The 14,194-nt window shown below is 67.0% G+C and carries 11 protein-coding genes and 1 riboswitch; of the genes, 2 read left to right on the plus strand and 9 right to left on the minus strand.

Translation table 11 applies throughout. The annotated features are described in order from the left end of the window. Positions 1–9 precede the first annotated feature (9 nt). From napA to AC3ANK_RS15630, 9 genes are all read right to left on the minus strand, one after another. Entirely contained in the window at positions 10–2,502 is a 2,493-nt protein-coding gene (napA, locus tag AC3ANK_RS15590) for a periplasmic nitrate reductase subunit alpha (RefSeq protein WP_484171520.1), read from the minus strand. Positions 2,503–2,524: 22 nt separating this feature from the next. Beyond that, a complete protein-coding gene (locus AC3ANK_RS15595) occupies positions 2,525–2,833 on the minus strand; it encodes a chaperone NapD (protein ID WP_206861725.1) in 309 nt (102 codons plus the stop codon). After that, positions 2,830–3,333: a ferredoxin-type protein NapF gene (gene napF / locus AC3ANK_RS15600; RefSeq protein ID WP_206861726.1), complete on the minus strand. Its 504-nt coding sequence runs from the start codon at positions 3,331–3,333 to the stop codon at positions 2,830–2,832. Before napF ends, AC3ANK_RS15595 begins: the two co-directional genes overlap by 4 nt. Position 3,334: 1 nt before the next feature. Continuing rightward, on the minus strand, positions 3,335–3,499 hold the full coding sequence (locus AC3ANK_RS15605) for a periplasmic nitrate reductase, NapE protein (protein ID WP_206861727.1): 165 nt from the start codon (positions 3,497–3,499) through the stop codon (positions 3,335–3,337). A gap of 272 nt (positions 3,500–3,771) precedes the next feature. Continuing rightward, positions 3,772–4,782 carry a class I fructose-bisphosphate aldolase gene (locus AC3ANK_RS15610; protein ID WP_206861728.1) on the minus strand — a complete coding sequence of 337 codons (1,011 nt, stop codon included), beginning with the start codon at positions 4,780–4,782 and terminating at the stop codon, positions 3,772–3,774. A gap of 136 nt (positions 4,783–4,918) precedes the next feature. Continuing rightward, positions 4,919–5,620 (minus strand): hypothetical protein, encoded by a 702-nt coding sequence (locus AC3ANK_RS15615; RefSeq protein WP_206861729.1) that lies wholly within the window; start codon positions 5,618–5,620, stop codon positions 4,919–4,921. Positions 5,621–5,986: 366 nt separating this feature from the next. Further along, a complete protein-coding gene (gene pyk, locus AC3ANK_RS15620; protein WP_206861730.1) occupies positions 5,987–7,468 on the minus strand; it encodes a pyruvate kinase in 1,482 nt (493 codons plus the stop codon). 281 nt (positions 7,469–7,749) lie between these two features. Next, positions 7,750–8,388: an HAD hydrolase-like protein gene (locus tag AC3ANK_RS15625; protein ID WP_484171521.1), complete on the minus strand. Its 639-nt coding sequence runs from the start codon at positions 8,386–8,388 to the stop codon at positions 7,750–7,752. Between the two features lie 230 nt (positions 8,389–8,618). After that, on the minus strand, positions 8,619–9,791 hold the full coding sequence (locus AC3ANK_RS15630; RefSeq protein ID WP_484171522.1) for a phosphoglycerate kinase: 1,173 nt from the start codon (positions 9,789–9,791) through the stop codon (positions 8,619–8,621). 188 nt (positions 9,792–9,979) lie between these two features. Further along, a riboswitch (cobalamin riboswitch) is annotated at positions 9,980–10,269 on the plus strand. A gap of 318 nt (positions 10,270–10,587) precedes the next feature. Between AC3ANK_RS15630 and AC3ANK_RS15635 the strand changes: the two genes are divergently transcribed. Together AC3ANK_RS15635 and AC3ANK_RS15640 are read left to right on the plus strand one after the other, a co-directional pair. Next, on the plus strand, positions 10,588–12,951 hold the full coding sequence (locus AC3ANK_RS15635; protein ID WP_242525252.1) for a ribonucleoside-diphosphate reductase subunit alpha: 2,364 nt from the start codon (positions 10,588–10,590) through the stop codon (positions 12,949–12,951). Between the two features lie 194 nt (positions 12,952–13,145). Beyond that, a complete protein-coding gene (locus AC3ANK_RS15640; RefSeq protein WP_425492588.1) occupies positions 13,146–14,165 on the plus strand; it encodes a ribonucleotide-diphosphate reductase subunit beta in 1,020 nt (339 codons plus the stop codon). Positions 14,166–14,194 lie beyond the last annotated feature (29 nt).

The raw sequence follows: 14,194 nt of genomic DNA on the forward strand, positions 1-14,194 counted from the left end.
GCCGGCCTCCTATGCGCCCAGCACCTTGACCGCGCACTTCTTGTAGTCGGTCTGCTTGGAAATCGGATCGGTCGCGTCCAGCGTGACCTTGTTGATCAGCTGCCCCGCGTCGAACCACGGCACGAACACCACGCCCGGCGGCATGTGGTTGCGACCGCGCGTTTCCACGCGCGTGCGCATCTCGCCGCGACGCGACACCACGCGCACGTCGTCGCCGCGCTTCAAGCCGCGCCTGCGCGCGTCCTCGGGATTCATGAACACCACCGCGGTGGGGAAGCTGCGGAACAGCTCCGGCACGCGCATCGTCATCGAACCCGAATGCCAGTGCTCCAGCACGCGCCCGGTGACCAGCCACAGGTCGAATTCCTCGTCGGGCGACTCGGCCGGCGGTTCGTACGGCAACGCCCAGATCACCGCGCGGCCGTCGGGATTTCCATAGAACCGGAAGCCGCTTCCGGCCTTCACGTACGGATCGGATCCTTCGCGATAACGCCAGCGCGTCTCGCGTCCTTCCACCACCGGCCAGCGCAGGCCGCGCGCCTGGTGGTAGGCGTCGAACGGCGCGAGGTCGTGGCCGTGGCCGCGCCCGAAGGCCGCGTATTCCTCGAACAATCCCTTCTGCACGTAGAAGCCGAAGTGCTGCGATTCGTCGTTCGCGTAGCCTTCCTGGATGTCGGACAGCGGATAGCGGTCGACGTTGCCGTTGCGATACAGCACGTCGAACAGCGTCTTGCCCTTGAACTGCGGATTCGCCGCGAGGATCTCCGCCGGCCAGCATTCGTCGGTGGTGAAGCGCCTGGAGAATTCCATCAGCTGCCACAGGTCCGAACGCGCCTGTGCCGGCGCGTTCACCAGCTGGTGCCAGAACTGCGTGCGACGCTCGGCGTTGCCGTAGGCGCCTTCCTTTTCCACCCACATCGCGGCGGGCAGGATCAGGTCGGCGGCCTGCGCGGTCACCGTCGGATACGCGTCGGAGACGACGATGAAGTTTTCCGGATTGCGATACCCCGGCCACGTTTCCTCGTAGAGGTTCGCCGCGGCCTGTATGTTGTTGTTGACCTGCACCCAGTACGCGTTGAGCTTGCCGTCCTTGAGCATGCGGTTCTGTTCGACCGCGTGGTAACCGGGCTTGGGATTGATGATGCCGTGCGGGATCTTCCAGATCTCCTCGGCGTGCCTGCGATGCTCCGGATTGGCCACCAGCATGTCCGCCGGCAGGCGATGGCTGAACGTGCCGACTTCGCGCGCGGTGCCGCATGCGGACGGCTGGCCGGTGAGCGAGAACGGGCTGTTGCCGGGCGTTGCTATCTTTCCCGTCAGCAGATGGATGTTGTAGACCATGTTGTTGGCCCACACGCCACGCGTGTGCTGGTTGAAGCCCATGGTCCAGAACGACATCACCTTGATCTTCGGATCGGCGTACAGCTCGGCGAGCTTCTCCAGCCAGCCGCGCTCCACGCCGGTCATCTCGACCGCCTTGTCCAGCGTGTACGGCTTCACGAACGCGGCGAACTGCTCGAAGTCGATAACCTGGCCGCCGTTCGCGTCCTTCGCGTTCCTGGCCTTCATCTCCAGCGGATTGTCGGGACGCAGGCCGTAGCCGATGTCGTCGTTGCCGCGCTTGAAGCTGGTGTGCCGGTCGACGAAATCGCGATTGACCCTGCCGGTGCTGATGATGTGGTTGGCGATGTAGTTGAGGATCACCAGATCGGTCTGCGGCTTGAAGACGATCGGGATGTCCGCCAGCTCGAAGCTGCGGTGCTCGAACGTGGACATCACCGCGACCTTCACGTGCGGATGCGTGAGGCGGCGGTCGGTGACGCGCGTCCACAGGATCGGATGCATCTCGGCCATGTTCGAACCCCACAGCACGAACGCGTCGGCCGCCTCGATGTCGTCGTAGCAGCCCATCGGCTCGTCCATGCCGAAGGTGCGCATGAAGCCCATCACCGCCGAGGCCATGCAGTGGCGCGCGTTGGGATCGATGTGGTTGCTGCGGAAGCCGGCCTTCATCAGCTTGTTGGCGGCGTAGCCTTCCCACACCGTCCACTGGCCCGAGCCGAACATGCCGATGTGGTCGGCGCCCTTCTCCTTCAGTACGCGCTTGAACTGCGCGGCCATCACGTCGAAGGCCTCGTCCCACGACACTTCGGTGAACTCGCCGTGCTTCGCGTAGACGCCATTTTTCTTGCGCAGCAGCGGCAGCGTGAGGCGGTCGGCGCCGTACATGATCTTCGAGAGGAAATAGCCCTTCACGCAGTTGATGCCGCGATTGACTTCGGCATGCACATCGCCGTGCGTGGCGACGACGCGGCCGTTCTTCACCGCGACGTTGACGCCGCAACCGGTGCCGCAGAAGCGGCATGGCGCCTTGTCCCACTTCAGCGCGGTGAGGTCGCCTTCGGTCGTCACGTTGGCGGTGCCGCCCGGCAACGGCAGGCCGGCGGCGGCCGCGGCGGTGGCGACGGCGGTGTTGCGGATGAATTCGCGGCGCGTGGTCATGGCGCGACTCCAGGTCGTACGGTCAAAGGACGGGAAGATCGGACGCCGGCCGCGCCGGCGCATCGAGCGCCTCGCGCGGTTCGGCATGGTGGTAGACGAGCGCGACGTTCAGCACGCCGGGCAGCGCGCGCAACGCGTCGATGCGGTCTAGCACCGCGTACTGGTCGGCGCATTCGCACACGACGACGCTGCGCGTGCCGCCCTGCAACGCGAGTTCGAGGGCGTCGTCGGCGGCGACGTGCGCGGCCAGCGCCTCGCCCGCCTCGGCGCGGTGCTGCACGACGAGGCTGGCGATGTGGATGTCGGCGTTCGGGCTGGCTTCGGGGTTCATGCGGCCTCCGTGGCCCGCGCGGAGAGCGCGATCGCCTGCGCCGGGCATACGCCCACACACGCGCCGCAGCCGGTGCAGCGCGCGGCGTCGATGGTTGGCGTCGGCACGCGCGCGTTCAGGGGGAAGGCGATGGCGCGTTCGGGGCACGCATCGCGGCAGCTGGAACACACCACGCCGTGGCGCGGCAGGCAGGCGTCGCCGACGAGGGCGCGCAGGGTCCAGGGTTCGTCCGAAGCCGAACGATCCAGCGCGCGCGGCGCGCAGGCGGTGTCGCATTCGCCGCAGAAGGTGCATTCCCCCAGGCGTGGATCGAACACCGGATGCCCGCCCGCGCCGCGCACGAGCACGCGTTCGGGACAGCGTTCGATGCAGGCGCCGCAGGCGGTGCAGGCGTTGAGGAAATCGTCCTCGCCCAGCGCCCACGGCGGGCGCAGCGGCGTGGCCGCGGCCCGGCGGCCGAACAGCAGGGCGCGTCGCGATGGATCCGGCGCGACGGCCATCTCAGTGCCCCGTCGGCGGACCGGACACGAACATCTGCCAGAACCACACGATGAAACCGTAACTGGCGACGATCAGCACCGCGAGCAGCGGGAACACCACCGCCGTGAGAAGCAGGAAGGCCGTGCGTTCTCTTCGCTTGACGACGGTGTCGTCTGGCTGGTCCATGGCCGGCTCCCGTGGCTGCAGTCGCTCGTGCGGGCCGCCGCGATGGCGGCCCTCACGTCCAGTCTGCTGGCGGGACCGGAGCGGGACTTGATCCGGATCAACCTGTCCCGGCGCCCCGTGTTCCCCACCCGCCCGCATCCTCGTCTGCGCCGTGTGCACGCTGCGTGGACGCGATGTGGACACGCGGCCGACCGTACTCCAGCGCGGCGGCGCACAAAAAGAAAGCCGGCACGAGGCCGGCTTTCCGTTTCCGCTTGCGATGGAAGCGACGCTTACGCGGCCTGCTTCCACTGGCCCAGCGCGGCCAGGCCGTTGTCGCGGGCGCGGTCGTACACGGTCTGCTGCGCCTTGGCGAAGTTGTTCACCAGGTCCTGCGACCACAGCTTCAGCGCGGCGGCCTGCATCGCGCGGCCGTAGGAGAACGACAGCGGCCACGGGTTCGGGCCCATCTGGTTCATCGCGTTGAGGTGCGCGGTGGCGGCTTCGTCCGACTGGCCGCCCGACAGGAACACGATGCCCGGCAGCGTCGCCGGCACGGTGGACTTCAGGCACTGCAACGTGGCGGCGGCGACTTCCTCGTACGAGGCCTGATCGGCGCAGGTGGTGCCCGGAACGACCATCGAAGCCTTCAGGATCGTGCCTTCCAGCATGACGCTGTGCTCGTACAGCGAGGCGAACAGCGAACGCAGCGTGACTTCGGTGACCTCATAGCAGGTCTCGATGTCGTGGCTGCCGTCCATGATCACTTCCGGCTCGACCATCGGCACCAGGCCCTGCTCCTGGCACAGCGCGGCGTAGCGGGCCAGCGCATGGGCGTTGGCGTCGATGCAGGTGCCCGACGGGATGTCGTCGCCGATGTTGATCACCGCGCGCCACTTGGCGAAGCGGGCGCCGAGCTTGTAGTACTCCTCCAGGCGCGCGCGCAGGCCGTCCAGGCCCTCGGTCACCACTTCGCCCGGGAAGCCGGCGAGATTGTGCGTGCCCTTGTCGACCTTGATGCCCGGGATCATGCCGTTCTCGCTCATGTACCTGGCGAACGGCACGCCGTCCCTGGTGGACTGCCGGATGGTCTCGTCGAACAGGATCGCGCCGGAGATGTAGTCGCTCAGCTTCGGCGTGGTGAGCAGCAGCTCGCGGTAGCGGCGGCGGTTTTCCTCGGTGTTCTCGATGCCGACACCGGCGAAGCGCTTGGCAATGGTGCTGGTGGACTCATCGATGGCGATGATGCCCTTGCCCGGGGCCACCATGGCCTGGGCGGTTTCGGCAAGCTGTTCGATGCTCATGGGTCGTCCTGCGGGAGCGGTGGGAAGCCCGACATTATAGCCGCGCAGGTGTGCAAAGGGCCGGTCAACGCGAAAGAAAATCAACCACTTGCAGACCGGACACCCCCGAATCCAATACCACTTCGCATGTATGCGGTTACATGCCCGGCTGTCCGGCCAAGGCGAGATGGAGCGTGCGGTTGGCCATTTCGCGGGTCATCACGAATTCGCCCTCCCCGTCGACGCCCGGCACGAAGTCCGCGCCTTCCGCGCGTGCCTGTTTCAGTGCGGCGATGCGCTGGTAGCACGCGTCCATCGACTCCGCATGCGGGCAGCCGAGCAGGTGGTAGAACTCGTGCACGGTGGCCTTCGCCGGCGACACGAACAACTGGTTGAGCGAAGCGCGCGTGGCCACGACGTACCCGCGCGTGTGCGTGGCCTCGTCGACCATGCCCAGCACTTCCGGCATCAGCAGGCCCCACAGCGCGTCGCCGGCATTGCGGTCGACGAAGGCGACGAGGCGGTCGCACGGCGCTTCGAGCTCGCGCCGCGCGATGTCGTCGAACAGGCGCTCATGGCTGAATCCGGCGCGTTGCCAGGGGCGCGACCACGGCACCACGACCTCGATTCCGTAGTCCGCGAATTCGTCGTTGACGGCGCGGATCAGTGCATCGACGCGCGCGGGCTTCACGTCCGGCGTGTGCAGCACGCATACGCGCAGCTGCATCCGCGGGCCGTAGTCGAGCGCGTGCCGCATGCCGGTCTGCACGCCGACGCTGGTGCAGCCGGACAGCGCGAGACATCCCAATGCGATCGCGAAACACCGCGCGGCGATGCCGCCGGCAGGATGGTGTGCCATGACGATCCCCTTGCGTTGGGATGGCCATGGCATGAACGGTGCGGGAGGAGGTGTCCGGCCAGGGTCGGAGGCGGTGCGCTCGTGCGTGGGGCTGTGCGGGAACGCGAGAGGCCGTCATTCGGCAGTCTGTTATCCCGGAGTCCGTCATCCCGGCGAAGGCCGGGAGCCAGTCTGTCACGCGATCAACGGGCGTCACCGTCATTCCAGCGAAAGCTGGAATCCATTTCGAGTTTGAAATTGTTTCAAGGCGCGCTCAGGCAACAGCGCAGCACTGTACGGCAACGGCGATTCGCCGCTTCAGCTTCGTTGCCCCTCCCCACAACCCCTCTCCCGCTGGGAGAGGGGCTCAAGCAACATCAACGGCCGTTAAAGCTCGCCCAGGCCCTCGGCGACGCCGTCCTCGCCCACCACCAGCAGACGCAGCGTGTTGGTGGCGCCGTGACGTTCCATGTGGTCGCCGCTGGTGAACATCACGCGGTCGCCCACGCTCAGCAGGTCCTGTTCGAACAGCTGCTTCACCGCCTTGCGAGCGGCGTCGCGCGACGTCAGGCCGCGACTGTCGAAGTTGTACGGAACGACGTCGCGCATCAGCGCCATGCGGCGACGTGCGTCGTCGTGGCGCGACATCGCGTAGATCGGCACCTGCGCGCGGAAACGCGACAGGAAGCGCGCCGTGCCGCCGGACTCGGTCATCGCGACGATCGCGCGCACGCCGATGTGCTCGGACAGGAACATCGCCGCCATCGCGATGGCCTGGTCGGCGCGTTCGAGGTTGCGCGGCGCGGCCTCGAAATCGGTGTCGTGCACGAACTGGCGTTCGGCGCCCAGGCAGATGCGCGCCATCGCCTCGACCGCCTTGATCGGATAGCGCCCGGCCGCCGATTCCTGCGACAGCATCACCGCGTCCGTGCCGTCGATCACCGCGTTGGCGACGTCGAGCACTTCCGCGCGCGTCGGGATCGGACTGTCGACCATCGACTGCAGCATCTGCGTGGCGGTGATGACGACCTTGTTGCGCTCCAGCGCCTCGCGGATGATCTTCTTCTGCAGGCCCGGCAGTTCGGCATCGCCGATTTCCACGCCGAGGTCGCCGCGCGCGACCATCACCACGTCGCTGGCGTCGACGATCTCGGCGAGGTTCTCGATCGCCTCGGCGCGTTCGATCTTCGACACCAGCGCGGCATCGCTGCCGTGCGCGCGTGCGATGGCGCGCGCATCGTTCATGTCCTGCGCGTTGCGGCAGAAGGACACGGCGATGAAATCCGCGCCGAGTTCGGCGGCGACCTTGATCAGCTCCTTGTCGCGCTCGGTCAGCGCGCCCAGCGACAGGCCGCCGCCCTGCTTGTTCAGGCCCTTGCGATCGGACAGCGCGCCGTCGTTGAGCACGGTGGTGACGATGCGCTCGCCTTCGACCGCGCCCACGCGCAGCTGCAGCAGGCCGTCGTCGAGCAGCAGCACGTCGCCGGGACGCACGTCATTGGGCAAGCCGAGGTAGCTCACGCCGACTTCGCGCAGGTTGCCGGGCGGCGCGTCGGCGCTGGCGACCAGATCGAAGCGGTCGCCGGTCTTGAGCAGCACGCGGCCTTCGGCGAAGCGTTCGATGCGGATCTTCGGGCCGGGCAGGTCGGCGAGGATGCCGACTTCCACGCCGACGCGCTGCGCGGCGTCGCGCACGGCCTGCGCGCGGGCGATCTGCGAGGACGGATCGCCGTGGGAAAAATTGAGGCGGACCACGTCGACGCCCGCGGAGAGCAGTGCGTCGAGGACGCCCGGCGGATCGGTGGCCGGGCCGAGGGTGGCGAGGATCTTGGTGCGGCGTTTTGCGGCAGTGATCGAGTGCGTCGTCATCGAGTGCGGGTCCCTGGAACCCCGCGACGCTAGCACAGACGTCCGCCGTTTCGGTTCGAGCACTCCTGCCGCGCCGCCATACCGCATCGCATTCCTCCAAGTGGTCTGCAAACACCTACCCGAAAGCAGACCACCGCGAGGCGCAAGACCGTGTGGAGAGGCTCGCGTGGCGGGTCGCGCGCGGAGTGTGGGCGGTCGGCGCGGGTGCCTCCGACACGGATGAACACGGATGAAGCCGTTCGTGAAGCACCGGCCGCCGCGCTACACGCGCGGAAAGCGGATCACGCGGCCAGCAGCGCCGGCAAGTCGCCCGGCGTGGACGCCAGGTGAAGCGCGCCGGCCTCGCGCAGCTCGACTTCGCCGCCGAAGCCCCACAGCACGCCGATGTTGCGCATGCCGTGATGGCGCGCCCCTTCGATGTCCATGCGGCGATCACCGATCATCCAGCACGCATCGGCGTCGAGTTCGAAACGGCGCAGCGCCTCGGCGATGAGCTGGTCCTTGTGGCTGATGCGGCCGTCGAGCGTGGCGCCGACGACGTCGTCGAAGCGATGGCCGAACGGCAGATGGTCGACGATCTTGCGCGCGTGCGGCTCGTTCTTCGCGGTGACCACGGCCAGGCGATGGCCGGCGGCGTGCAGCGCCTCGATCGTCTCGCCGATGCCGGGATAGATCTCGTGCTCGGCCCAGCCGTGCGTTTCGAAACGGTCGCGATAATGCAGCACGGCCTGCTCGACCTTCGCCTCGTCGTTGAGCAGGGGGCCGAAACTGGTGCGCAGCGCGGGACCGATCCAGCGACGCAGTTCCTCCTGCGGCGGGACCGGCAGGCTCATCTGCACCATCGCATGCTCGACGCAGCGCGTGATGCCGACGGCGGAATCGATGAGGGTGCCGTCCATGTCGAAGAAGAGCGTGGTCATGCGGGTACTCGATTGCTGTTGCAGCTCGGGTAAGCGAGGCGCACCCGGGTGATGCGTGATGGTGCGGGCCACCCGGGTGCGGTCTTCGACCTTACCCGGGCTACAGACGCGGTGGTTACGCGAATGCTTTCGGCTTGTGTAGCCCGGGTAAGCGAAGCGCACCCGGGGTGATGCGTGATGGTGCATTTGGCCCGGGTGCGCTTCGCATACCCGGGCCACAACGGCGGTGCTTACGCGCGCGCCTTCAGCGCCGCCACTGCCGGCAGCTCCTTGCCTTCCAGGAATTCCAGGAACGCACCGCCCCCGGTGGAGATGTACGAAACGTCGTCCTCGATGCCGTACTTGTCCACCGCCGCCAGCGTGTCGCCGCCGCCTGCGATCGAGAACGCCTTGGACGCGGCGATCGCGCGCGCCAGGGTTTCGGTGCCCTTGCCGAACGCATCGAATTCGAACACGCCGACCGGGCCGTTCCACACCACCGTTCCGGCGGCCTTGATCAGCTCCGCGTAACGCGCCGCGGTCTGCGGACCGATGTCGAGGATCATGTCGTCCGCGCCCACCGCATCGACGGCCTTCACGGTCGCCGGCGCATCGGCGGCGAACGCCGGCGCGACGACCACGTCGACCGGCACCGGAATGTCGGCACCGCGTGCCTTCGCGTCGGCCATGATCTTCTTGGCCGTGTCGATGAGGTCCATCTCCACCAGCGACTTGCCCACACCGTGTCCCATCGCCGCGATGAAGGTGTTGGCGATGCCGCCGCCGACGATCAGCTGGTCGACCTTCGACACCAGCGACGACAGCAGTTCGAGCTTGGTCGAGACCTTCGAACCGGCGACGATCGCGAGCAGCGGGCGCGCCGGGTTGTCGAGCGCCTTGGCGAGCGCGTCGAGTTCGGCCATCAGCAGCGGGCCGCCGGCGGCGACCTTCGCGAACTTGATGGCGCCGTGCGTGGACGCCTGCGCGCGATGCGCGGTGCCGAACGCGTCCATGACGTACACGTCGCACAGCGCGGCGTACTTCTTCGACAGGGCCTCGTCGTCCTTGCCCTCGCCGACGTTCATGCGGCAGTTCTCGAGCAGCACGAGCTGGCCGGGCTTCACGTCGACGCCATCGACCCAGTCCTTCACCAGCGGCACGTCGATGCCGAGCAGCTCGGAAAGACGCTTGGCCACCGGCGCCAGCGAGTCCTCCTGCGTCCACGTGCCTTCCTTCGGGCGACCCAGGTGCGAGGTGACCATCACGGCGGCGCCCTTCTCCAGCGCCAGTTTCATCGTCGGCAGCGCGGCGGTGATGCGCTGCTCGGAGGTGATCCGGCCGCCCTCGATGGGCACGTTCAGGTCTTCGCGGATGAGCACGCGCTTGCCGGTGAGATCGAGGTCGGACATGCGGACGATGGACATGGGTGCTTCCTCTGCTGCCCTTCCTGCGGAAGGGGTGGGATGGGAGTGACGGGAAGGCGCGGGCCGGCGTGCGATCGCCGCCGCGAAGCCGTGCATTGTCCTCCCCGACACGGGCGCGGGCAAATCGAACGCGATTGCGGTTCTGCGGTTATCCACAACATTTTGCGTTGACGGATCCGGTGAGCCCGCATATGTTGTGGCCCGTCGGTGCCGGCCCTCGCGGGCTGGCTTAAAACGGGAAGCTGGTGGGAATCCAGCACTGCCCCGCAGCGGTATGGGAAACGAAGGTGGCCATGGCACTGGGCGTCGCGCCTGGGAAGCGGCTGCTGGTAGGTGGAGACGGGAAACGAGTCACGAGGACGAGGAACGGGAAACGAGTGAGCGCTCGCAGCGCTTTTCTCCAGGTTCTCGTTCCTGCCCCGCTCGTTTCCGGCTCCAGGTCCCGAGTCCGAAGACCTGCCGACAGCCGCGCGTCGCACACCGCGCGGTGACCGGCCACGGAGTCTTCGGAGGGAAGACGGTCGGTGTCGCTGCACGCGACGGTTCGCGCCGTCGCCCGCCCGCCGTCTCGGGCTGAGCGACACCCCGGATTCACGCTCCGACTCCCGCGCCCGCGTCGTCCTTCGAGGGAGAGGACGGCCAGACGTGCGCCCACGCACCGGAGTCGCCGATGACCACCACCACGCAAGCCCCCGTCGCCACGCCCGTCCGCGAGCCCGCCGCACGCGCGCCCGAAGCGCGTCCGTCCGACCACGAGTCCGGATTCGCGCTCACGCCGCCCGCCGCCAACCTCACCATGACGGTGACCAAGCGCAGCGGCCATCGCGAACCGGTGGACCTCAACAAGATCGTGCGCGCCGTGACGCGCGCGAGCGAAGGCCTCTTCGCGATCGACCCGATGCGCGTGGCGACGCGCACCATCTCCGGCCTCTACGACGGCGCCAGCACGCGCGAACTCGACGAACTGTCGATCCGCACCGCCGCGCTGCTCACCGCCGAGGAGCCCGAGTACGGCCGCCTGGCCGCGCGCCTGCTCGCGGGCGTGATCGAGAAGGAAGTCGCCGGCATCGAGATCCACGCGTTCTCGCAGTCGGTGCAGCGCGGCCACGAGCTGGGCCTGATCAACGACCGCCTGCTCGCCTTCGTGCAGGCGCACGCGCGCAAGCTCAACGACGCGATCGACAACGCGCACAACCAGCGCTTCGACTACTTCGGCCTGCGCACGCTCTACGACCGCTACCTGCTGCGCCATCCGACCGCGCGCACCGTGATCGAAACGCCGCAGCAGTTTTTCCTGCGCATCGCCTGCGCGCTGAGCGAGGACGTCGGCGAAGCACTCGCGCTGTACCGTCGCATGGCGCAGCTGGATTACATCCCGTCCTCGCCGACGCTGTTCAACTCCGGCACCACGCACGAACAGCTCTCCAGCTGCTTCCTGCTCGATTCGCCGGACGATTCGCTCGAAGGCATCTACAGGCGCTACATGGACGTGGCGAAACTGTCGAAGTTCAGCGGCGGCATCGGCCTGTCGTACACGCGTATCCGTTCGCGCGGTTCGCTGATCCGTTCGACGAACGGTTTGTCCAACGGCATCGTGCCGTGGCTGAAGACGCTCGATGCGTCGGTGGCCGCGGTGAACCAGGGCGGCAAGCGCAAGGGCGCCGCGTGCGTGTACCTGGAGCCGTGGCATGCGGACGTGGAGGAATTCCTCGAACTGCGCGACAACACCGGCGACGAGGCGCGCCGCACGCACAACCTCAACCTGGCGAACTGGATTCCCGACGAATTCATGCGTCGCGTGGAGAACGATGGCGAATGGTCGCTGTTCGATCCGGCGAAGGTGCCGCAACTGACCGACCTGTGGGGCGAGGCGTTCGATCGCGCGTATCGCGCGGCGGAAGTCGCCGGACTGGCGACCAAGCAGGTGAAGGCGCGCGACATCTACGCGCGGATGATGCGCACGCTCGCGCAGACCGGCAACGGCTGGATGAATTTCAAGGACAAATCCAACCGCGCCTGCAACCAGACCCTGCGCGACGGCAACGTCGTGCACCTGTCGAACCTGTGCACCGAGATCCTCGAAGTCACCTCGCAGGACGAAACCGCGGTGTGCAACCTGGGCTCGATCAACCTGTCGCATCATGTGGAGGTGTTCGACGACGGCCCGCTGCACGGCGAGGCCGGACGCTTCGATTTCGACAAGCTCGCCGAAACCGTGCGACTGGCCGTTCGCCAGCTCGATCGCGTGATCGACCTGAACTTCTATCCGATCGAAACCGCGCGCCGCGCGAATCTGAAGTGGCGGCCGGTGGGCCTCGGCGTGATGGGCCTGCAGGACGTGTTTTTCAAACTGCGCCTGCCGTTCGATTCGGAAGCAGCACGCGCGTTGTCGCGGGCGATCGCCGAGAACATCTACTTCCACGCGCTGTCCGCATCCAACGAACTCGCTCTTGAACGCGGTCGTCATCCGGGCTTCGACGATACGCGCGCGGCGCAGGGCGAATTGCAGTTCGATGCGTGGGGCGTGGTACCCGAAGACGGCGAACGCTGGGAGGCGCTGCGGGCGCGCATCCGCGAACACGGCCTGCGCAATTCGCTGCTGGTCGCGATCGCGCCGACGGCGACGATCGCGTCGATCGCCGGCTGCTACGAATGCATCGAGCCGCAGGTGTCGAACCTGTTCAAGCGCGAGACGCTGTCGGGCGATTTCCTCGTGGTGAACCGTTACCTCGTGGAAGAACTGAAGGCGCTCGGCTTGTGGACGCCGGAACTGCGCGACCGCATCAAGATGTCGGAAGGCTCGATCCAGGGCATCGACGCGATTCCCGAATCGCTGCGCGCGGTCTATCGCACGTCGTGGGAACTGCCGATGCGTTCGCTCATCGACATGGCCGCCGACCGCGGCGCCTTCATCGATCAGAGCCAGTCGCTCAACCTGTTCATCGAGAGCCCCAACATCGGCCAGTTGTCGTCGATGTACATGTACGCGTGGAAGAAGGGCCTGAAGACGACGTACTACCTGCGCTCGCGACCGGCGACGAAGATCGCGAAGGCGACGGTGAGTGGCGCCACCACGCAGGCGCCGAAGCCGGAAGTCACGCCTACCGAAGCGGTGGCGTGCTCGCTCGAGAATCCGGAAGCGTGCGAGGCGTGCCAGTGATCCCATCGTCATCCCCGCGAACGCGGGGATCCAGCGACTTCGAACGAAAGCCTCAAGGCACTGGATTCCCGACTCCGCGGGAATGACGAAACCCCAACCTTCCCTTCAGCCGGCAGCCGATGCGTGGCCTGCCTCCCTCCCCTTCCGCAGGGTCGCGGAACGGCTGCCGCTGAAGGGCAAGGTCCCAGACGAGAATGACCATGTCGCACACGCCCCGCCTGCTCGATCCCGGCTTCGACCTCACGCTGCGACCGATGCGCTATCCGCAGTTCTACGAGATGTACCGCGACGCCATCCGCAACACATGGACCGTCGAGGAAGTCGACTTCTCGCTCGACGTCAACGACCTCAAGCACAAGCTCGGGCCGGCCGAGCGCCACCTCATCGAACGCCTCGTCGCGTTCTTCGCGACGGGCGATTCGATCGTCGCCAACAACCTCGTGCTGAACCTCTACCAGCACATCAACGCGCCAGAAGCACGCATGTACCTCTCGCGCCAGTTGTACGAGGAAGCGCTGCACGTGCAGTTCTACCTCACGCTGCTGGACACCTATCTGCCCGATCCGGTCGCGCGCGCGAAGGCGTTCGCGGCGGTGGAGAACATCCCGTCGATCCGCGCGAAGGCGGAGTTCTGCTTCAAGTGGATCGATTCGGTCCAGGACCTCAAGCGCATCGAAACCGTCGAACAGCGCCGGCAGTTCCTGCTCAACCTGATCTGCTTCGCGTGCTGCATCGAAGGCCTGTTCTTCTTCGCCGCGTTCGCCTATGTCTACTACCTGCGTTCGCGCGGGCTGTTGCACGGGTTGGCGTCGGGCACGAATTGGGTATTCCGCGACGAGAGCTGCCACATGGCCTTCGCGTTCGAGGTGATCCGCACCGCGCGCAGCGAGGATCCGCATCTGTTCGACGACGAACTGAAGGCGCAGGTCGTGCGCATGCTGGAGGACGCGGTCGAGTGCGAGATGCAGTTCGCGCAGGACGTGCTCTCCGGCGGCGTTGCGGGACTGTCGCCCAAGGACATGCGCCAGTACCTGCAGTACTGCGCCGACCAGCGACTTGCGCAGCTGGGGCTTCCGAAGCACTTCAATGCAAGCAACCCGTTCGCCTTCATGGACCTGCAGGACGTGCAGGAAGTGACGAATTTCTTCGAACGCCGCGTATCGGCGTACCAGGTCGGCGTGGAAGGCGAGGTGGCGTTCGACGCGGCGTTCTGATCATTGACGTGGCGACGGGATGGCTCGTG

It is taken from the genome of Lysobacter sp. SCRH-1R (assembly GCF_057747855.1).

Excerpts from the sequence above, each read along its gene's own strand:
- napA (WP_484171520.1), bottom strand. The coding sequence starts at position 2,502 with ATGACCACGCGCCGCGAATTCATCCGCAACACCGCCGTCGCCACCGCC.
- AC3ANK_RS15595 (WP_206861725.1), bottom strand. The coding sequence starts at position 2,833 with ATGAACCCCGAAGCCAGCCCGAACGCCGACATCCACATCGCCAGCCTC.
- napF (WP_206861726.1), bottom strand. The coding sequence starts at position 3,333 with ATGGCCGTCGCGCCGGATCCATCGCGACGCGCCCTGCTGTTCGGCCGC.
- AC3ANK_RS15605 (WP_206861727.1), bottom strand. The coding sequence starts at position 3,499 with ATGGACCAGCCAGACGACACCGTCGTCAAGCGAAGAGAACGCACGGCC.
- AC3ANK_RS15610 (WP_206861728.1), bottom strand. The coding sequence starts at position 4,782 with ATGAGCATCGAACAGCTTGCCGAAACCGCCCAGGCCATGGTGGCCCCG.
- AC3ANK_RS15615 (WP_206861729.1), bottom strand. The coding sequence starts at position 5,620 with ATGGCACACCATCCTGCCGGCGGCATCGCCGCGCGGTGTTTCGCGATC.
- pyk (WP_206861730.1), bottom strand. The coding sequence starts at position 7,468 with ATGACGACGCACTCGATCACTGCCGCAAAACGCCGCACCAAGATCCTC.
- AC3ANK_RS15625 (WP_484171521.1), bottom strand. The coding sequence starts at position 8,388 with ATGACCACGCTCTTCTTCGACATGGACGGCACCCTCATCGATTCCGCC.
- AC3ANK_RS15630 (WP_484171522.1), bottom strand. The coding sequence starts at position 9,791 with ATGTCCATCGTCCGCATGTCCGACCTCGATCTCACCGGCAAGCGCGTG.
- AC3ANK_RS15635 (WP_242525252.1), top strand. The coding sequence starts at position 10,588 with ATGACGGTGACCAAGCGCAGCGGCCATCGCGAACCGGTGGACCTCAAC.
- AC3ANK_RS15640 (WP_425492588.1), top strand. The coding sequence starts at position 13,146 with ATGACCATGTCGCACACGCCCCGCCTGCTCGATCCCGGCTTCGACCTC.